Origin of the sequence: Cytobacillus sp. T106, assembly GCF_040492155.1 — a bacterium.
Taxonomy (GTDB): Bacteria; Bacillota; Bacilli; order Bacillales; family Cytobacillaceae; genus Bacillus_AB; species Bacillus_AB infantis.
The window spans coordinates 148,884-167,567 of the sequence record NZ_JBEUMK010000001.1 but is presented as its reverse complement, the minus strand read 5'-3'; the positions used below and the strand labels follow the sequence as shown (position 1 = coordinate 167,567).

At 47.6% G+C, this 18,684-nt stretch carries 17 protein-coding genes; 6 read left to right on the top strand and 11 right to left on the bottom strand.

The annotated features are described in order from the left end of the window. Positions 1 to 84: 84 nt before the first annotated feature. The 3 genes from ABU165_RS00850 to dnaE all read right to left on the bottom strand — a co-directional run bounded on the left by ABU165_RS00850 (position 85) and on the right by dnaE (position 5,559). Positions 85 to 651, bottom strand: a complete 567-nt coding sequence (locus ABU165_RS00850) for a FadR/GntR family transcriptional regulator (RefSeq protein WP_050767249.1) — start codon at positions 649 to 651, stop codon at positions 85 to 87. A 66-nt stretch (positions 652 to 717) separates the two neighbouring features. Further along, on the bottom strand, positions 718 to 1,956 hold the full coding sequence (gene ystJ / locus ABU165_RS00845; RefSeq protein WP_022544269.1) for an NADP-dependent malic enzyme: 1,239 nt from the start codon (positions 1,954 to 1,956) through the stop codon (positions 718 to 720). Between the two features lie 243 nt (positions 1,957 to 2,199). After that, positions 2,200 to 5,559, bottom strand: a complete 3,360-nt coding sequence (dnaE, locus tag ABU165_RS00840) for a DNA polymerase III subunit alpha (RefSeq protein WP_318059602.1) — start codon at positions 5,557 to 5,559, stop codon at positions 2,200 to 2,202. A gap of 411 nt (positions 5,560 to 5,970) precedes the next feature. On the opposite strand from dnaE, the gene ytrH reads away from it, so the two are divergent. Both ytrH and ytrI read left to right on the top strand, forming a co-directional pair. Next, positions 5,971 to 6,306 carry a sporulation membrane protein YtrH gene (ytrH, locus tag ABU165_RS00835; protein ID WP_009791343.1) on the top strand — a complete coding sequence of 112 codons (336 nt, stop codon included), beginning with the start codon at positions 5,971 to 5,973 and terminating at the stop codon, positions 6,304 to 6,306. Continuing rightward, positions 6,303 to 6,806 (top strand): sporulation membrane protein YtrI, encoded by a 504-nt coding sequence (gene ytrI / locus ABU165_RS00830; protein ID WP_009791342.1) that lies wholly within the window; start codon positions 6,303 to 6,305, stop codon positions 6,804 to 6,806. Before ytrH ends, ytrI begins: the two co-directional genes overlap by 4 nt. A 38-nt stretch (positions 6,807 to 6,844) precedes the next feature. On the opposite strand, the gene ABU165_RS00825 is transcribed toward ytrI, so the two are convergent. Continuing rightward, positions 6,845 to 7,777, bottom strand: coding sequence for a DHH family phosphoesterase (locus ABU165_RS00825; RefSeq protein ID WP_094766909.1), 933 nt, complete (start codon positions 7,775 to 7,777; stop codon positions 6,845 to 6,847). 180 nt (positions 7,778 to 7,957) lie between these two features. Here ABU165_RS00825 and ABU165_RS00820 point away from each other — a divergent pair, with 180 nt between their 5' ends. Then, complete coding sequence (locus ABU165_RS00820) at positions 7,958 to 8,269, top strand: YtpI family protein (RefSeq protein ID WP_022544270.1); 312 nt, start codon at positions 7,958 to 7,960, stop codon at positions 8,267 to 8,269. 315 nt (positions 8,270 to 8,584) lie between these two features. On the opposite strand, the gene ABU165_RS00815 is transcribed toward ABU165_RS00820, so the two are convergent. From ABU165_RS00815 to ABU165_RS00805, 3 genes are all read right to left on the bottom strand, one after another. Next, positions 8,585 to 9,904: a CBS domain-containing protein gene (locus ABU165_RS00815; protein ID WP_094766908.1), complete on the bottom strand. Its 1,320-nt coding sequence runs from the start codon at positions 9,902 to 9,904 to the stop codon at positions 8,585 to 8,587. Between the two features lie 131 nt (positions 9,905 to 10,035). After that, positions 10,036 to 10,287: a hypothetical protein gene (locus tag ABU165_RS00810; protein WP_094766907.1), complete on the bottom strand. Its 252-nt coding sequence runs from the start codon at positions 10,285 to 10,287 to the stop codon at positions 10,036 to 10,038. A gap of 108 nt (positions 10,288 to 10,395) precedes the next feature. Further along, positions 10,396 to 11,076: a metal-dependent hydrolase gene (locus tag ABU165_RS00805; protein ID WP_094766906.1), complete on the bottom strand. Its 681-nt coding sequence runs from the start codon at positions 11,074 to 11,076 to the stop codon at positions 10,396 to 10,398. A 158-nt stretch (positions 11,077 to 11,234) separates the two neighbouring features. On the opposite strand from ABU165_RS00805, the gene ABU165_RS00800 reads away from it, so the two are divergent. Further along, positions 11,235 to 12,329, top strand: a complete 1,095-nt coding sequence (locus ABU165_RS00800; protein WP_094766905.1) for a M24 family metallopeptidase — start codon at positions 11,235 to 11,237, stop codon at positions 12,327 to 12,329. A 44-nt stretch (positions 12,330 to 12,373) separates the two neighbouring features. Here ABU165_RS00800 and ald read toward each other — a convergent pair whose 3' ends face one another. Beyond that, complete coding sequence (gene ald, locus ABU165_RS00795; protein WP_094766904.1) at positions 12,374 to 13,495, bottom strand: alanine dehydrogenase; 1,122 nt, start codon at positions 13,493 to 13,495, stop codon at positions 12,374 to 12,376. 249 nt (positions 13,496 to 13,744) lie between these two features. Here ald and ABU165_RS00790 point away from each other — a divergent pair, with 249 nt between their 5' ends. Then, complete coding sequence (locus tag ABU165_RS00790; protein WP_248137465.1) at positions 13,745 to 15,070, top strand: purine-cytosine permease family protein; 1,326 nt, start codon at positions 13,745 to 13,747, stop codon at positions 15,068 to 15,070. A gap of 42 nt (positions 15,071 to 15,112) precedes the next feature. Here the strand turns inward: ABU165_RS00790 and ABU165_RS00785 are convergent, their stop codons facing one another. After that, positions 15,113 to 15,268, bottom strand: coding sequence for a hypothetical protein (locus ABU165_RS00785; RefSeq protein ID WP_318059603.1), 156 nt, complete (start codon positions 15,266 to 15,268; stop codon positions 15,113 to 15,115). A 107-nt stretch (positions 15,269 to 15,375) separates the two neighbouring features. Between ABU165_RS00785 and ABU165_RS00780 the strand changes: the two genes are divergently transcribed. Next, a complete protein-coding gene (locus ABU165_RS00780) occupies positions 15,376 to 15,828 on the top strand; it encodes a universal stress protein (RefSeq protein WP_009791719.1) in 453 nt (150 codons plus the stop codon). A 40-nt stretch (positions 15,829 to 15,868) separates the two neighbouring features. On the opposite strand, the gene argH is transcribed toward ABU165_RS00780, so the two are convergent. Both argH and ABU165_RS00770 read right to left on the bottom strand, forming a co-directional pair. Next, positions 15,869 to 17,257 (bottom strand): argininosuccinate lyase, encoded by a 1,389-nt coding sequence (argH, locus tag ABU165_RS00775; protein WP_009791718.1) that lies wholly within the window; start codon positions 17,255 to 17,257, stop codon positions 15,869 to 15,871. Then, entirely contained in the window at positions 17,254 to 18,459 is a 1,206-nt protein-coding gene (locus tag ABU165_RS00770; RefSeq protein WP_129613947.1) for an argininosuccinate synthase, read from the bottom strand. Before ABU165_RS00770 ends, argH begins: the two co-directional genes overlap by 4 nt. Positions 18,460 to 18,684: the final 225 nt, after the last annotated feature.

Sequence of the window (18,684 nt, the reverse complement as noted above, 5' to 3'; positions counted from 1 at the left end):
TAAAAAACGAAGCCTTTTCAGGCGCTTCGTATGTTTGTCCCTATCAATATAGAACAATCGCTTTGCAGAATCTGCAAAAAACTGTCATCGCTGAATCGACAATTTCCTCAAATCCCGGTACACTCTTCTGACTTCTGATTCTTTCCGGGTTGAAAGAGCGTCGATAAGATTTGTATACTCTTCGAGTGTGGCATCGGCTCCTTGCAGATGCAGTGAATTGTAATAATCCTTCAGGATCAGCCACATTCTGATGAACAGATGGTTATCCGCCAGGCTGACAATTTTGTAAAAAAAATCATCATCTGCAAAAGCAGATGAATCCACCCACTTCCGCAGCTCCAGAAGCTGGGCATCTTCTGCCTTGCGCATGACCAGCCACAGGCAGTCCATCTCAATCAGGTACTTGGTTTCCCTGACATCATGCTTTGATCTTTCATCCTGCAGGATGAATGTACTCAATAATTGTACAAGCTGGTGCCCCCTGAAGTCACGGATGAATGTCCCTTCCCCGCGCCTTGTCTCAATAAGGCCAAGCAGTTCAAGCGCCCGCAGCGCTTCCCGAACGGAAGAGCGCCCGACATTCAGGCGCTCTGTCAGTTCCCGTTCAGAAGGCAATTTGTCCCCAGGCTTCAAGCCATCCTCCTGGATCATCGATCTTAATTCTTTCACGATTTCAACATATACTTTGGAGCCTTCCGACAAATTCACGCTCTCTGATCACTCACTTTTTCCAATGACTGCAAGTCTGCTTGTTTTTGCCTTTACTTCTTCAGGATCCACTTTGATCCTGGCTACGCCCGTCTCCATGGCTGCCCTCGCTACCGCTGCAGCCACCGCCGGCGCAACCCTCGGATCAAACGGTCCCGGAATGACGTAGTCTGCAGTCAGCTCTTCTGTGCTGACCAGGCTTGCAATTGCTTCGACCGCAGCCACTTTCATTTTCTCATTTATATGTGTTGCCCTCACATCCAGGGCTCCGCGGAAGATTCCGGGAAAAGCAAGGACATTATTCACCTGGTTAGGGAAATCCGACCTTCCGGTGCCCACAACCATTGCGCCTGCCTCTTTTGCTTCTTCAGGCATGATCTCCGGATTAGGATTGGCCATCGCAAAAATAATAGGATCCTGCTTCATCGACCTGACCATGTCTGCTGTCAGAGCTCCTTCTGCAGAAACTCCAATAAATACGTCTGCATCGACAATGACATCTGCCAGGCTTCCTTGCTTATTGTCGCGGTTCGTATATTTCGCCACTTCATTTTTAATATCATTCATGCCCTGCGGACGGCCTTCAAAAATGGCGCCTTTTGTATCGCACATGATAATGTCCCTGACGCCATAGCTGTACAGCAGCTTAATGATGGCAATTCCGGCAGCGCCTGCACCATTAGCTACAACTTTGACCTCATTCATCTTCTTACCTGCAAGCTTAAGGGCATTGACCATCCCTGCAACTGTCACAATAGCTGTGCCATGCTGATCATCGTGGAAGATTGGTATATTGGTTTCTTTTTTCAGCCTTTCTTCAATCACGAAGCAATTAGGAGCCGCAATATCCTCCAAATTGACGCCCCCGAAGGTTGGCTCAAGAAGCTTGACAGTTTCAACGATTTTATCAATATCGGTTGTATTCAGGCAGATGGGAAAAGCATCAACGCCTGCAAAGCTTTTAAAAAGGACCGCTTTCCCTTCCATTACAGGAAGCGCAGCCTCCGGGCCGATGTTGCCGAGTCCAAGCACGGCTGTACCGTCTGATACTACAGCAACCATATTGCCCTTCATTGTATACTCGTATACTGTTTCCGGTTTATCATATATCGCCTTGCACGGCTCAGCCACTCCCGGCGAATAAGCAAGGCTCAGATCCTTGGCATTACGTACCTGGACCTTGGATTTCGACTCCAGCTTTCCCTGGTTTTCGCGGTGCATATGCAAAGCTTCTTCTCTTAGTGTCAAAACGGCTCACTCCTTCGTTTATGCAGAAAGGTTTCATTTGCTATATTATTAAATGACTTATTTTAGTGGTCAGACCAGTCAATCTATTTACCAATATAACATATCCTGATTTGATGTAAAGACAAAACAACCGGTCCAAATGACGTATTTTCGTCCGTTTCTGCCTAATTTCAGGACGACTTGCTGCTGTAACCTTTCTGCCGGAAGAAGCAAAATTCCTGCCTGAAACAGGCAAGAATCCCACTATTTTATAATTACATTTTCAGTGCCGAGCACGCTGCCCAGATCTTTGAGCAGCTTTTCTGTGGCATCTGCTCCGTTTCCTTCTGCCAGGCGGATCGTCTTTTGAGATCCTGCATAATGAAGGACGACCGGAACTGATCCAGGATTCCTCCCCAGGATAGCTTTGAGCTCTTTCAGGCCTTCAGGTGTTTCTATACCTTCAGGGACCTTCAAATATAAGGTCCTCTCATGCTTGCCTGCTTCTGCTGCTGCCTGTCCCATATCTGCGGCACGGTTCACAATAAACTGCCTCTTTCCATCCCGCTCCTCGGCTTTGCCTTCCAAGAGAAGGATAGCTCCCTGCTTCAGAAGTGCAGAATCCCTTTTATATACCGCAGGGAATACAACTGCCTCCATTTCTCCGCTCTGGTCATTCAGGGACAGGAAAGCCATGGCCTCTCCCTTCTTCGTCCTGATTTTTTTTACTTCTGAAAGATAAGCGGCAGTTCTTATATTCCGGCTGCCAGGTTCCATATCTGCCAGCTGTGTGACACCGAGGGAGGCAAAACTGGCAGCATAAACGGAAACAGGATGGTCTGACAGATAAAGTCCGAGATACTCTTTTTCATACTGAAGCTTATCTTCAATGCGGATGGGGTCATTTTCCGCGTACTTCGGCTTGATGGAAAATTCATCTTCAGAGAAGAAATCCTCCTGGCCGGACTCATCCGGCTTAACCAGTTCTGCATGCTCAATCGCTATATCCAGAGTGGCAAGCAAAACAGCGCGGTCCTCCCCGAATTCGTCGAAGCTGCCGGAATGCACAAATGCCTCCAGAATTTTTCGTGTGGCTGATTTTGCAGGTACCCTGATGCAAAAATCAAACAAATCCTCAAAACGCTTCTGCCTTCGGGCGTGAAAGACATCCTTCAGGACAGAGGCGCCTATCCCTTTCACTGCTGCAAGGCTGTAGCGGATGCCACCGCTTTCTGCCTGGAAGGAATAGCCGCTCGAATTGATTGATGGCGGAAGAAGCGTGAGCCCCAGATGCTTCAGCTCACGGATATACTGGGCAAGCTTATCTTCATTGCCTGAAGCCTGTGAAAGGAGTGCAGCCATAAAGTTCGAAGGATAATTAGCTTTCAAATAGGCAAGCTGGTAAGCGATAAAGCTGTAGGCGACAGCGTGGCTTCTGTTAAAGCCGTAATTTGCAAATCGCACAATCAGGTCGTAAACTTCCTGAGCTGTTTTCTCGTCATAGCCGCTGCTCACAGCACCTGATGCAAAATGGGCCCTCTCCCGGTCCAGCACATCCTTCTGCTTTTTACTCACAGCCCTTCTCAGCAAATCTGCTTCTCCCAAAGAGAAGCCGGCCATCTTGGAAGCAATCTGCATGATTTGCTCCTGGTAGACAATGACTCCGTAAGTTTTTTCTAAATACGGCTTCAAATCCGGATGCGGGTAAGAAATCGGCTCTTTCCCATGCTTCCTGTTAATGAAGGATGGGATATTCTCCATCGGTCCCGGCCTGTATAATGCATTGACCGCCACAATATCTTCAAAGCGGGTCGGCTTCAGCTTCTTGAGTACATTCCGCATCCCATCAGATTCAAGCTGGAAGACACCTGTCGTCTCCCCGGAGCTAAGAAGCCGGTATGTCTTTTCATCATCCAGGGGGATCTTTTTTATATCAGGTTTCTTTCCTGTTTTCCGCTGAATGGAGGATAAAATCGTTTCAATAAGGGAAAGATTGCGCAGCCCCAGGAAGTCCATTTTTAAAAGGCCGGCAGCCTCCAGATGCTCCATTGAGTATTGCGTCAAATAGACTCCTTCATGGCCCTGCTGGATTGGAACCACATTAACAAGGGGAAATTCGCTGATAACCACACCTGCAGCGTGTGTGGATGTATGCCTTGGAAGCCCTTCGATTTTCAGCGCTGTTTCAAATAACCTCTTATTCAGGCTGGATTCAGCCGTAAACGCCCGCAGCTGTTCTGATTCTTTGTAGGCTGTTTTCAGGTTTGTGCCTGGTCGGGACGGGATCAGGCGAGAAACCTGCTCAAGCTCTTTTGCATTCAGGCCGAACACCCTTCCGGTATCCCGCATTGCCGCTTTGGCTGCCAGCGTGCCGAAAGTGATAATCTGGGCCACATGGAGCTCTCCGTATTTTTTTGCGACGTATCTGATGACCTCATCCCTTCTATGGTCCGGAAAGTCTATATCAATATCTGGCATGGATATCCGCTCCGGATTAAGAAAGCGCTCAAACAGGAGCTCATGCTCAATTGGGTCAGCATCGGTTATATAAAGGACGTAAGACACCATGGATCCGGCCGCAGATCCCCGGCCAGGGCCAGTTAGGATGCCGTTTTCTCTGGAGAATTTGATGAAATCCCAGACAATCAGAAAATAATCGCTGAACTTCATTTTTTTAATGATGCCTAACTCATATAGAAGGCGTTGGCGATGGACTTCCGAAGCCTCGGGATAGCGCTCCGCAAATCCCTTCCAGCACAGCTCTTCCAGCAGTGTATCCGCATCCCCCTCCGGGACAGGGTATTTTGGCAGATGCTTCTTATCAAGCTCCAGCATGACATTGCACTGCTCCATAATTTTAATGGTGTTCTCCAGTGCTTCAGTGCTTTCTGTAAAAACCTCTGACATTTCTTCTGCTGTCTTAAGATAATATTCATCGCTTTGAAGACGGAAGCGGTTTTCGTCCTGGAGTTTATCGCCATTTTTAATGGCCAGAAGGCATTCCTGGGCAAAAGCATCTTCTTTTTCGGCATAAAACACCTGGTTTGCCGCAGCGGTCTGAAAGCCATGGTTTACAGACAATTCCTTCAGCTTTCTGTTTATCTTCTTTTCTTCCGGAAGGCCATGATCCTGATAGGCCAGATAAAACCGGTCTTTTCCGAAAATCTCTGTATAGAGGCGAATGGCTTCAAGCGCCTTCTCTTCTTCACCGCCGGCAATATACTGTTCGATTTCTCCTTCCAGGCCCGGTGTAAGGGCAATAAGCCCTGAGGAATAATGCTTCAGCCATTTTACCGGGATCCCCCCGTCCGCTTTCGTTTGAAGAGTGCTCGATATTTTCAGGAGGTTCTGGAAGCCGTCCTGGTTTTGGGCCAGGAGCACTAAAGGGCTCGGCCCCTTTTCCCCTCCCGCGGATTCAATATCTGCACAAAGGCCGATGATCGGTTTAATAGAATGCTTGAGACATTCCTTGTAAAACTGAACCGTACCATACATTACATTCCGGTCTGTCAAGGCAATGGCGCTGAAGCCTTTCTGCTTTGCCCGCGCAACAAGCTGTTCAACCGAAACCGTACTTGTCAGCAGGCTGTATGCACTATATACATGAAGGTGAATAAATGACATTAACTCACACCCTTAATCCGTCGTTCCGGGCACAAAGCCTGGCAGGGGTCTTCAACCTCTCCCGCCGGCCCCGCACTAGAAAGAAACTTTTATAATATCAATTATAGAACGTCCGTTTCCAAAAAGAAAATAAGAAATGCGGAAGCGGCTTGCCCAGAGACGACAAGCATAAGACGAGCAGGACGGAAGGTTGTTCTTTAACCTTCTGGCCTGATTGGCTTATGACTCGAGTCTCTAGCCGCTGGAGCTGGACAATACGAAATGCGGAAAAGCCTTGCTCATCTGCCTTAAAAATCCCTCCAAACTTTCCTGATCCTGAACATAATAGCTGAAGTTTGTCCATAAGATGGAATAGGGGAAATTTATGAATCTTTTAAACGAGCGACTATCTCGATAAGGAAGGATTACACTATGAAACACCAGCCATTTTTTGCTTCAATGATGGAAAGCTATTTTATTGCACTGGGTGTTTTGATTGGCGGATCGATTATCGGGGGGCTTGCAGCTTTCCTGACCGGCAAGCCGCCTCTGACTGAGGTGTTCCGCCTCTCCAATATGATCAGGATCTGGGCGATCGTCGCCGCGATCGGGGGCACTTTCGATGCTGTATACAGCTTTGAAAGAGGGCTGTTCCAGGGAGAGACAAAAGATATTTTCAAACAGTTCATGCTCATTCTTTCCGCGCTGGGCGGAGCACAAACGGGGGCACTGATCATCAGCTGGCTCACACAGGAGCATATATCATGAGGATCCCTCCTTATTACAGGAAGCCGGCATGGCAGCAGCTGTTTGCCGGCATGGCCATTGGCGGCGCCGTCAGCTGGTTCATCTTTTTGTTCATTTTTGGCGTATGGCAGGAGGACTACAGTTTTAAGATAGAAAAACAGGAAGAAACAATTGCAGGGCTAAGAAATGATATCAAGCTCTGGCAGGAGAGCTTCAAGGAACAGAATAAGAAAAGCCTTAAACAGATGACTGTACAGGACATAAAAGTAAAAATAACCAACGCCGATAAATATAAGCTTGATACATTGAGTGTGCTTCAGGTCGAGGACAGCGTCAAGGAGGATATAAGAATTCTGGTGGCAAAGGATATGGAAAGCGTATCGAAAAGCACAGGACTGATCAGGAAGGTCATTGAAAACCGGACATTCCGCATCAATGATAAAAGATACCGCCTGGAAGTAAGTGAAATGGTCATTTTTACAACATTGACGATTTCCTTGAAGATATCTTTTGAAGACTAAGGAAAGGGCGCCCATTATACCGGCGCCCTTTCAGCCTGTTACAGGCAGATTTCCTCCAAATCTTTGATAACATCCTTCTTTTCTTCCCATGAATGGATGGAAGCTCCTGCTGCCAGGGGATGTCCCCCGCCTTTATACTTCTTGGCCAGGCCATTGATGACCGGCCCCTTTGAACGGAGGCGGACCCTGATCTGATCTTCTTCCTCGATAAAGAATACCCATGCTTTGATTCCCTGGACATTGCCAAGTACCCCTACAAGAAGGGATGCATCTGAAGCCTTAAGTCCATATTGCTCCTGAAGCTCCCTGCTGATTGTCACAGATGCTGCGCCGTTGGCAAGAACCTCGAAATTCTGCAGAACATATCCGTTCAGTTTGACGACATTCGGCTTCAGCTCATACATTTTGTCGTAAAGATCTGTCCGTGAAAAATTATAGCGGATCAATTCACCAGCAATTTCAAAGGTTTTTTCCGTTGTGCTCGGAAACAGGAATCGTCCCGTATCCCCGACAATTCCCCCGTATATCAGCCTGGCTGCCTCATCAGACATCTTTAATCCTGCATCCTTCCCCTCCAGGTAGAACTCATAGATCATTTCACTGACAGAGCTGGCATCGGTTTCAACCCACATAATGTCGCCATAAGGATCTTCGTTCGGGTGATGGTCGATTTTAATGAGCTTATCGCCCATCGTATATCGCTGGTCACAGACCCGCTCCTGATTGGCTGTGTCGCACACAATGACCAAAGCCCCTTTATAGGCTTCATCCGGGATGCTGTCAAGCCGCCTCATAAAGTTCAGCGACTCTTCCTCCTTCCCGACCGTATATACCGTTTTTTCCGGGAAAGATGTTTTAATGATTTCCGCCAGCCCGCCCTGGGAGCCGTATGCATCAGGATCAGGCCTTACATGGCGGTGGATGATGATGGTATCATATTTTTTTATTTCATCAAGAATTTTTGATTTCATTGTGGTCTCCTTTTAGAAAGAATATCTAATTATTAGCATAAAAGAATCAAAAGAAAAAGAAACGGCCTGCTCTTTTTATGGCTTTTCCTCCTGATTATCGTTAAAATAATATAGGTGCCGGCTCATAATCAGGCTGACACTTATATTAATCCCAAGAGAATGATGCCCGGAGGAATTCAAATGCCTGTTTTAGTCATACTGATTGTTATTTCCATTGCATTCTATGTATTCTATAAAATAAAGACTGTGAGAAGCCGGAGGCCTGCGGAAAAAAAGTGGCTGTCTGCCAAGTCAAGCATCGCGCTGGGACTGTTTGTCGCCTTATTCGGCATCAACCAGCTTTTCCTTTACAGCACAACTGTCACCTATATTGTCGCTGCCGTCTTTATTATTCTCGGCGGAATCAATGTCTGGGCAGGTTTTAAAGCCTACCAGCATTATCTTCCTTATGCCGCTAAGGAAGCAGAAGATCTCCGCAAACAGCAAAATTAAAGCCTTTTTCAAAAAGCCGTTCCTTATGGAAGCGGCTTTTATTTATGGCTTGGTTCAAGATGCGGAAGCTGCCTAATGGGCAAGCCGCCTCCGCTTTTATCATTTATAGTTATTCCTCTTCGGTCTTCGAAAACAGTCCAGTTCCGGGCGCTAGCCCCTCGAGTCATAAGCTGATCAGGCCAGAAGGTTAAAGAACAACCTTCCACCCTTCTTGTCTTATGCTGGGCCCACAGGATGTGGGTCATGCAGGCGTTGCCACAGGACGTGGCGTTCTTAGCCTGCGTTCTTTAATATAGCACAGCTTTTCTGCATTTCTTAATGCCGGTCAATGAGCTGGCACATCATCATGGCTTTTCCTACGAGAATGCCTTCACTGAAGACTTCGACGTCTACTTTGCCGAATTTGCGACCGGCTTCAAGTATTTTTGGAACGATTTCGAGTACGCTGTCGATCTGGACAGGCTTCAGGAAGTAGATAGTCATATTCTCAACAACAAGATCCCCTTTTTTATAGCTTCTCAGGACTCTGTTGGCTGCTTCGGTGACAATGGTTGTGAACACGCCGTAAGAGATTGTGCCGAGCGGATTGGTCATCTGGGGGCTGACCTCGCAGCGGTATACATCTTCTCCCCTCGCCTTTCCGCGCGACAGGACCAGCTGGCTTGTTACAGTATCATCAATTGTCTCTCCCACCTGCGGCTGCCTCTGGATCATCTGCAGCGCCTTGAGTACATCCTGCCTGCTGATGATCCCCTGGAGCCGATTGGCTTCATCGGCAACTGGAAGAACCTCGATGCCTTCCCAGACCATCATATGGGCGGCTGATGCTACACTTGTCTTCCCGTTTACAGTCATCGGGCTTTTGGTCATCAGCTTTTCGATAGCTGATTCCGGAGCATGTCCCATTATATCCTTTGAAGTGATCATGCCCTGTATTTTCATATTCTGATCCACGACAGGGAAGCGGCTGTGAAGGGTTTCCCTGTTGCGGCCATGCCATTCTGAAACAGTTTCAGAGGAATAAAGGAACACCGTTTCCTGCAATGGGGTCAAAATATCCTCTACCATGACAATCTCTTTTTTGATCAGCTGATCATAGATGGCCCTGTTGATCATCGTGGCAACAGTAAACGTATCATAGCTAGTAGAGATGATCGGCAGCTGAAGGTCATCTGCCAGCTTTTTGACCTCATCATCCGTATCGAATCCGCCTGTAATCAGGACCGCCGCCTCTGCTTTAAGTGCCAGCTCATGGGCGCGTGTCCTGTTTCCTATGATCAGCAGGTTCCCGGCGCCTGTATAGCGCATCATGGCTTCCAGCTTCATGGCGCCGATCACGAATTTATTAAGGGTTTTATGGAGGCCGTCGCGCCCTCCAAGGACAGTCCCGTCTACAATGTTGACCACTTCAGCGAATGTCAGCTTTTCAATATTCTCTTTTTTCTTCCTTTCGATCCTGATGGTGCCGACTCTTTCAATCGTGCTAACATATCCTTTATTTTCAGCATCCTTGATTGCACGGTAAGCCGTTCCCTCACTGACCGACAAGGCCTTTGCTATCTGCCTGACAGATATTTTCTCGCCGATCGGAAGCTCATCTATATATTGCAGAATTTGTTCATGCTTAGTAGCCAAAACCTTCACCCTTTATTTAAAATTGCTGTTCGTCTTGTAAATTTTTCTTATTTTATTATAAGGTGAATTCCCGGCCGATTCAATTTACGATTGATGTTATAACACATATCCGCAGGACAGGAGCCCTCAGGTTATTTGCTGAAGCTCCTGGCCGGCCTCTTTTTCCTTCTGGCTGCTGCTCCCGCAGAAAGCCTTGCCTTCGCTTTGGCCTGCGAAAACAGCAGGCCGGATAGATTGCCGGCCACCACAAACAGGGCCAGCAGCAGCCAGGCCCCGGCAAAGATGCCTTCCGCCCCCGCGCTTTCAATCGACAGCTTGGGGACCGCATAGTACAGCATCATCCCGCACAGCAGGATACACAGTAAATACCGATTGTTTTTCATTGCAACTCCTCCTTTTTCTATTTTATATCTATGCGGACATGCCTGAAAAAGACCTTTAGATAAGGAGGGGGCGGCTGAAGAAAAAAAGAAGTGCAGCCGCAGCTGCACTTATAGTTCGATGGACTCCCCTGCTTCAAGCACCTTGCCTTTGCCTGAAGGAAGCATTTCAATAAATTTCTGCGGATCCTGTTTGATCGGGGGGAAAGTATTAAAATGGATCGGTACTGTCACCCCTGCCTTCAGCAGCTCAGCTGCATATGCGGCATCTTCAGGCCCCATTGTGAAGTTATCGCCAATCGGCAGGAATGCAACATCAATCGGATGGCGCTCGCCGATCAGCTTCATATCTGAAAATAATGCAGTATCTCCTGCATGATAAACCGTTTTTCCCTCAGACGTGAAAAGGACGCCGGCCGGCATGCCAAGATAGATAATCTCTTTATTCTCTGTCATCAGCCCGGTGCCATGAATGGCAGGTGTGAGCTTTACCTTTCCAAAGTCGAACTCATAAGCTCCTCCGATGCTCATCGCATGCGTCCTGATGCCCTGCCAGCCAAGATAAGCAGCAAGCTCGGCATTTGCAATAACAAGAGAATCATTCTTCCTTGCCAATTCCACTGTATCCCCAAGATGGTCGCTGTGGCCGTGTGTCAGGATGATGACATCCGGTTTGACGTCCTCTGCCTTCAGGTCTGTCAGTTCATTCCCTGTGATGAATGGATCGAATAAAATTACTTTGCCTTTTGTTTCAATTTTTACGACAGCATGCCCATGGTATGAAACCTTCATCGCTATCTTCTCCCTTCAAACTCTTATGTAATTCAATGTTCAACAAAAATACAGGATTTCCTCCCTGATATAGTCCTATACCCTTTCTAATTCACAATTAAAAGTTTACAATTAACATGAAGCAAACTGCACTTACATACGATTTAGGAGGTTTTTGCATGGACAGCAGAATCAGCAAGTTATCACAATGGATGAAGGAAGAGGATATTGACTTCAGCTTTATCACTTCTCCCGATAATGTCTTTTACTTAAGCGGGTTCCTAAGCGATCCGCATGAACGCCTCCTTGGCCTTGGCGTTTTCCAGGATGAAGAGCCTTTCCTTGTCTGCCCCGGGATGGAAAAAAATGATGCTAAGAATGCCGGATGGAATTATGAAATCATCGGCTACAGCGATACGGATAATCCATGGGAATTCATCTCTTCGGCCATCCAGAAAAGAAATCAAAAAGTCAGCAGGGCTGCAGTTGAAAAAGAACATATGAATGTAGAGCGTTATGAAGCAATTTCTGCTTTATTCTCCAGCGCGGCATTCGTTCCTGCAGAAGAAAAGCTGAGAAAGCTCAGGATGGTGAAGGATGACAAGGAGCTGAAAATCATCCGTGAAGCATGCGCCCTGGCCGACTTTGCCATCCAGACAGGCTGTGAAGAAATTAAGGAAGGAAAGACCGAGATGGATGTCCTCGCTGCGGTCGAGTATGCCTTGAAGAAAAAGGGCATCAATGAAATGTCCTTCTCCACGATGGTCCTGACCGGCGCAAACGGCGCTTCCCCCCACGGGACACCGGGAATGACCAAAATCAAGAAAGGCGATCTTGTCCTTTTTGATTTAGGTGTCGTAGTCGACGGCTACTGCTCAGACATCACCCGCACTGTCGCATACGGTGAGATCAGCGAGAAGCAGAGAGAAATATATGAAACAGTCCTTAAAGCGCAGCTGGCCGCCGTGGACGCATCAAAGCCGGGAGCTGCCTGCTCTGAAATAGATATGACGGCAAGAAATATCATTGCAGAGGCCGGCTACGGGGAATACTTCCCTCACCGCCTCGGCCATGGTCTCGGAGTAAGTGTACATGAGTATCCTTCGTTGACTTCAGCCAACTCCCTTCAGCTTGAGAAAGGCATGGTATTTACCATTGAGCCTGGCATTTATGTTCCTGGTGTGGCAGGCGTCCGGATAGAGGATGATCTGGCCGTAACAGAAAACGGTGTTGAGATTTTAACGAAATTCCCGAAGGAACTTCAATTTGTCTGATTGAAGCAAAAAGATCCGGAGCAGCGGCTCCGGATCTTTTCTATTTACTGCTGCTCAAGCAGCGTCGCTGTATCAGAATAGTCAAGGCCATGTGCCTCGGCTACAGCTTTATACGTAACATAGCCGTTAAGAGTATTGATTCCCTTCAGCAGAGCTTCATTATCTGCGCATGCCTGCTTATACCCTTTATTGGCGATCTGGACTGCATACGGCACAGTCACGTTCGTCAGGGCAATCGTTGAAGTGCGCGGCACGGCGCCAGGCATATTGGCAACCGCGTAATGGACTACACCGTGTTTTTCGTAAGTCGGGTTGTCATGGGTAGTGATTCTGTCAGTTGTCTCAAAAATCCCTCCCTGGTCAATCGCAATATCAACCACGACAGAGCCTGGGTTCATGCTCATGATCATTTCTTCTGTCACAAGCTTTGGCGCTTTTGCTCCCGGAATGAGAACGGCACCGATCACTAGATCAGAATCTTTGACCGCTTCTGCAATATTATAAGGATTGGACATCAATGTTGTCACATCATTGCCGAAGATATCATCAAGCTGGCGCAGGCGTTCCGGGCTCAGGTCGATGATTGTCACCTTTGCACCAAGTCCTACTGCCATTTTAGCTGCATTCGTACCGGCTACACCGCCGCCGATGATTGTTACTTTTCCGCGCTGCACGCCAGGCACACCGGATAACAGGATCCCTTTGCCGCCATGGACCTTCTCCAGGAACTGCGCCCCGATCTGGGAAGCCATCCTTCCGGCAACCTCGCTCATTGGGGTCAAGAGAGGCAATGCATGATTGGCAAGCTGGACCGTTTCATAAGCGATCCCAACCACTTTATGATCAATCAGAGCCTTCGTCAGCTCCGGCTCTGGAGCTAAATGCAAGTATGTAAATAAAATCAGGCCTTCACGGAAATAAGCATATTCACTAGGCAGGGGCTCTTTTACCTTCATGACCATTTCCATGGACCATGCTTCCTCTGCACTGTTTACAATTTTCGCGCCAGCAGCTGTATAATCTTCATCAGTGAAACCGGATCCCATGCCAGCCTGGGTTTCAATAAATACTTCATGACCAAAGTTCAGCAAATTGACAACGCCAGCCGGTGTCATTGCGACACGATTTTCATTGTTTTTTATCTCTCTGGGTATTCCGATACGCATGCTGCATACCTCCTGCAAAATATAGTAAATAGGATAGAACCGATACTACTATAACACCTTTATAGGAAAAGAAGAAAGTAAAATTTTTTTATCGCCTGCAAACCCTTACATTGCCGTGATGATACGCTCTTGTTAAAAATGCTGAGTTATTCGGTTAAGATGACTCCTTTCCATGCCCGGGACCAAAAAAATATCCTTCAGTTCCACCGATTATTGTAAAATGTATTTAGAAAGAGAGCTGATGCAAGTATGGCGTCAACTGCCAACATACAAAAAGACAGCCGGGGTAAAATTGAGCAGCTTGGGCTGGAGGCCGTTCCCTCCCATCTTAAACAGACACCCTGGTATGATTTCATGATTCTGCAGATGGCCTTTTCGGTAAATTCGGGGAATTTCCTTGTCCCTGCACTTGCCGTGATTTCAGGGGGCCTTTCTTTTTATGCTGCCGCAGCATCCACCATGATCGGGGCGGCTTTCGCCTTTCTGTTTGTGTCCTTCTTGACGCTGCCCGGATCCCGCTACGGGCTGCCTGCCCAATATGCGATCAGAAGCATGCTTGGCACAGGGGCGGCAAGATATATTTCGTCTCCGATCCGTACTTTGACCTCATTATACTGGTTTGCTGTCCAGACGATCGGCGGAACTGCTGTACTGACCGAGCTGGGCAGCAGGCTTTTTTCTGTCAGGCTGCCTTTTCTGGCAGTGTCGGTCTGCCTGGCCCTGATCATGGCCATATTAGCGCTTGTCGGCTTTGATGCGGTGAAAAAAGCAACCCGCTATTTTATGCCATTTCTGCTGATCGGCCAGGCTGCACTGTTTGTCCTGCTGATCCAAAAAGCGGGCCAGACTGATCACAGCACAATCTTAACCCATGGCAGCTGGGAGTTTTCTTCATTCCTGTTCTATTCAAGCCTGGCTTTTGTCCAATACGTTTCAGGATTAAGTGCTTCTTCTGATATGGCAAGGTACGCGAAGTCTGAACGCGGCGCTTTCTGGGGGCTTTTTTCCGGGAACACAGCCGGCTTTGCCATCACAGCCGTTTTAGGGGCATTGTCTGCAAGCCTCCTGGGAGAGCTGAATCCATTTGTGTCGGCAAGCACCCTCACATCTTCTGTTTCCGTACTGGTGCTGATTTTCGCCTGTGCCATGATGTCGATGATTTCCATCAACCTGAACAACGCCTATACAGGCGGATTCAGTCTGCTGAATACATTCCAGGGGCTCGGCAGGATAAAGAGTGCATGCCTGTTCGGGCTCGCTGCAGTCATTCTGAGCTGCTTTCCTGATATCGTTGAATCAGCGCAGAAATACATCTCTCTGCTCGGCACCTTTGTCATTCCCATTTCTGCGGTTATTGCAGCAGATTTTCTTTTCATAAAAAGGCGGAAGCTGACTGAGGCAGATCTGCTGGTCCTGCGGGAGCCTGGTTTTGTCAATAAGCAGGCAATCATCAGCATGGCTTTCGGGATCATCTCTTACAGCCTCCTGCCTGAAAATGCTTCTCCAGGTTTTGTTTCATTTATAGCCACCGCTTCCCTTTACATTTGTCTTCAGCTGCGAAAAGGAAGGCAATAACGAGAAAGTGCAGGACAGCGCCCTGCACTTTTTTTCAATGTTTTATTTTGTTTCCTCTTCGCTGCTGTAAGTGTCGGCTCTTCCATTTTCCTGATCGATGACACCGCTGTTGTACGAATCCATGATTTGTGCACTTACCTGGCTGTGTCCCTGGTCGTCATAGATATAATGAGACTGCCCTTTCGGCTCTTTTGGCATCTTCATTTCCCCCTTATCAATTTTTTTCATCTATACTATCTTTCGAATTTCTGTAACAGTTATGCATTTTGGGGTAATGTATAATAAAGGTAAAGGAGGAGATGCAAATGACGCTCACGTACAAAAACATTTTAGTAGCAGTAGACGGTTCCAAGGAAGCGGAATGGGCCTTCAAGAAGGCGGTCGGGATCGCAGTCAGGAACAAAGCCAGGCTGACCCTTGCCCACATTATCGATACACGCACCTTCGCAACTGTCGAAGCCTATGACAGGACGATTGCTGAAAGGGCTGACATGTTTGCAGCCGAGCTGCTTAAAAAATATCAGCAGGAAGCAGTGGAGGCTGGAGTAGAAAATGTGGAATATGTGACAGATTATGGTTCTCCGAAAGTAAAGATACCCAAGGAAATTGCCAAGGTCCAGCATGCAGATCTGATTGTCTGCGGGGCAACTGGTTTGAATGCAGTTGAACGCTTCCTGATCGGCAGCGTTTCCGAACATATCACCCGCTATGCCCCATGTGATGTGCTTGTGGTCAGGACCGAAAAGGACCCGGAATAATAGTTAAAAGGCCGCTGCTTCCCTGCAGCGGCCTTTATTGTTATGAGTAGGCTTTGTCCTTCAGGCGCCCTTTTGCTTTTTCCAGCGCCTTCTTTATTTGGGCAAACCCTGTTCCGCCCTGGCTGTTCCTTCTTGCAACAGCCGCCCGCGGGTCAAGGACCTCGTAAATATCCTCCTCAAAAAGGGTGCTTGCCTCCTTATACACTTCCATCGGCAGGCCGGAAAGGAAGCAGCCTCTGTTCACACAATCAAGGACAAGCTTCCCGACAATTTCGTGGGCTTCCCTGAATGGCAAGCCTTTACCGGAAAGATAGTCAGCCAGTTCTGTCGCATTGGAAAAATCGCTTTTCGTGGCCTTTTCCATTACTTCACTGTTAACCGTCATGGACCCAACCATGCCGGAAAAAATTTTAAGTGAGCCAATAACCGTTTTAACTGTATCAAACATTCCCTCTTTATCTTCCTGCATATCTTTGTTATAAGCAAGAGGCAGCCCCTTCAGCACTGTGAGCAGGCCGACAAGGTTGCCGTAGACGCGGCCGGTTTTTCCGCGTATCAGTTCTGCCATGTCTGGGTTTTTCTTTTGCGGCATAATGCTGCTTCCTGTAGCAAAACTGTCATCGAGCTCAATGAACCGGAATTCCTGGCTCGACCAGAGAATGATTTCCTCGCTGAAACGGGACAGATGCATCATCAGAATGCTGCTTGCTGAAAGGAATTCAAGGATAAAGTCCCTGTCGCTTACAGCATCCATGCTGTTTTCATAGATGTCATCAAACCCGAGCAGACTGGCTGTCAGCTCGCGGTCGATTGGAAAGGTTGTACCGGCAAGGGCGCCTGCACCAAGAGGAGAAACATTGATCCTTTTCAGATTCTCGCTGTATCTCTCCTTATCCCTTTCCAGCATCCAGAAATAAGCCATCAAGTGATGCGCAAATGAAATGGGCTGTGCTCTCTGAAGATGAGTATAGCCCGGCATGAGGGTTTCCACATTCTCCTCTGCCTGGGAAAGCAGGGCTGCCTGGAGCTCTTCAATCAGCTTGATAACATGTGCTGCCTGTTTCTTTAAATACAAGTGCATATCTGTTGCTACCTGATCATTCCTGCTTCTGCCTGTATGAAGCTTGCCGCCGACAGGCCCGATTTCGTCCGTAAGCAGGCTTTCCAGGTTCAGATGTATATCCTCCAGCTTTACAGAGAAAGGAAGCCCTTCCTCCTGGGACTTTTCCTTTAACAGCTTGAGTCCCTTCTGGATCTGAGCTGCTTCCTCCTGTTCAATAATCCCGCAGCGGGACAGCATTTCCACGTGTGCAAGGCTTCCCTCTATATCTTCCTCAACAAGCTCCTGGTCAAAGGAGATGGAGGCTCCGAATTCATCGACCCATTCTTCTGCCGATTTCGTGAATCTTCCTCCCCAAAGCTTTTTCACACTGTCACCTTCTTATTCTGGACAATGCTTTGAACCTTTGTCGGCAGGCCCCATAACTGGATAAAACCAACCGCGGCATTATGGTCGAATTCATCTTCAGATGTATATGTGGCCAATTTTTCATCATAAAGAGAAAAAGGAGATTTTCTGCCTTCGACGATGCTGTGCCCCTTGAACAATTTCACCCTTACAGTTCCTGTCACATGCTTTTGCGTTTCCTCAAGGAAAGCCGTTAAAGCCTTTTTCAATGGCGAGAACCAAAGCCCTTCATAGATAAGCTCAGTCAGTTTTTTCTCAATGACAGGCTTGAAATGGGCAAGCTCTTTAACAAGTGTGAGGTCTTCAAGCTCTTTATGCGCTTTGATCAGCGTCATGGCTCCCGGACACTCATAGACTTCCCTTGATTTAATGCCGACAAGTCTGTTCTCAACATGGTCAATGCGCCCGACTCCATGCTTGCCTGCCATCAGATTCAGCTCCAGAATCAACTCGGATAACGGATAAGCTTTGCCGTTCAGGCTTACCGGCACCCCTTTGCTGAATTCGATTTCTACGATATCAGGTGTGTCAGGCGTAAACTCAAGGCTTGTTGTCAGGTCGTAGGCCTCTTCAGGCGGAGCCGCCCACGGATCTTCCAGAATCCCGCACTCATTGCTGCGGCCCCAAAGGTTCTGGTCTATTGAGAACGGAGAATCCAGATTGATCGGAATCGGGATATTATTATCCTTTGCATATTGGATTTCTTCTTCTCTGGACCATTTCCATTCCCTTACAGGCGCGAGCACCTTGAGGTCTGGATTAAGTGCCTGGATCGATACCTCGAATCTTACCTGGTCATTTCCTTTTCCTGTACAGCCATGCGCAACCGCAGCGGCGCCTTCCTTTTCAGCCACTTCAACAAGCTTTTTAGCAATAAGAGGCCTGGAAAGAGCAGAAACAAGCGGGTATTTGCCTTCATAAAGAGCATGCGCCTGAAGGGCAGCAAGTGCATATTCATTCGCAAACTCTTCTTTCACATCCAGTACATATGACTGGACTGCTCCCACTTTAAGCGCCTTTTCCTGGATGAACTTCAAATCCTTGCCTTCCCCAACGTCAAGGCAGCACGCAACCACTGAGTATCCCTGGTCGCCAAGCCATTTGATCGCCACAGAAGTATCCAGTCCGCCTGAGTATGCTAAAACAACTTTTTGATTTGACATGAAAATTTCCTCCTCTATAGATGAACGAATAAATATTCATTTAAATTATGTTTTTATACAATTAACTAGTTAATACTCTAACAATATTCCAGGATTAATTCAATAGTTATTCGTTAAAATGTATAAAATTTTATGGTGACAGGCACCTGTACCAGTCCGGCCGACTGGTATAGGTGCCTGTCACCATGTACAATAAAAGCAGCCTATTTTTGGGGGACGGATGAG

Bases quoted from the DNA above. Each gene is read 5' to 3' on its own strand.
- ABU165_RS00850 (WP_050767249.1), bottom strand. From the start codon at position 651: ATGATCCAGGAGGATGGCTTGAAGCCTGGGGACAAATTGCCTTCTGAA.
- dnaE (WP_318059602.1), bottom strand. From the start codon at position 5,559: ATGTCATTTATTCACCTTCATGTATATAGTGCATACAGCCTGCTGACA.
- ytrH (WP_009791343.1), top strand. From the start codon at position 5,971: ATGAAACACCAGCCATTTTTTGCTTCAATGATGGAAAGCTATTTTATT.
- ytrI (WP_009791342.1), top strand. From the start codon at position 6,303: ATGAGGATCCCTCCTTATTACAGGAAGCCGGCATGGCAGCAGCTGTTT.
- ABU165_RS00825 (WP_094766909.1), bottom strand. From the start codon at position 7,777: ATGAAATCAAAAATTCTTGATGAAATAAAAAAATATGATACCATCATC.
- ABU165_RS00820 (WP_022544270.1), top strand. From the start codon at position 7,958: ATGCCTGTTTTAGTCATACTGATTGTTATTTCCATTGCATTCTATGTA.
- ABU165_RS00810 (WP_094766907.1), bottom strand. From the start codon at position 10,287: ATGAAAAACAATCGGTATTTACTGTGTATCCTGCTGTGCGGGATGATG.
- ABU165_RS00805 (WP_094766906.1), bottom strand. From the start codon at position 11,076: ATGAAGGTTTCATACCATGGGCATGCTGTCGTAAAAATTGAAACAAAA.
- ABU165_RS00800 (WP_094766905.1), top strand. From the start codon at position 11,235: ATGGACAGCAGAATCAGCAAGTTATCACAATGGATGAAGGAAGAGGAT.
- ald (WP_094766904.1), bottom strand. From the start codon at position 13,495: ATGCGTATCGGAATACCCAGAGAGATAAAAAACAATGAAAATCGTGTC.
- ABU165_RS00790 (WP_248137465.1), top strand. From the start codon at position 13,745: ATGGCGTCAACTGCCAACATACAAAAAGACAGCCGGGGTAAAATTGAG.
- ABU165_RS00785 (WP_318059603.1), bottom strand. From the start codon at position 15,268: ATGCCAAAAGAGCCGAAAGGGCAGTCTCATTATATCTATGACGACCAG.
- ABU165_RS00780 (WP_009791719.1), top strand. From the start codon at position 15,376: ATGACGCTCACGTACAAAAACATTTTAGTAGCAGTAGACGGTTCCAAG.
- ABU165_RS00770 (WP_129613947.1), bottom strand. From the start codon at position 18,459: ATGTCAAATCAAAAAGTTGTTTTAGCATACTCAGGCGGACTGGATACT.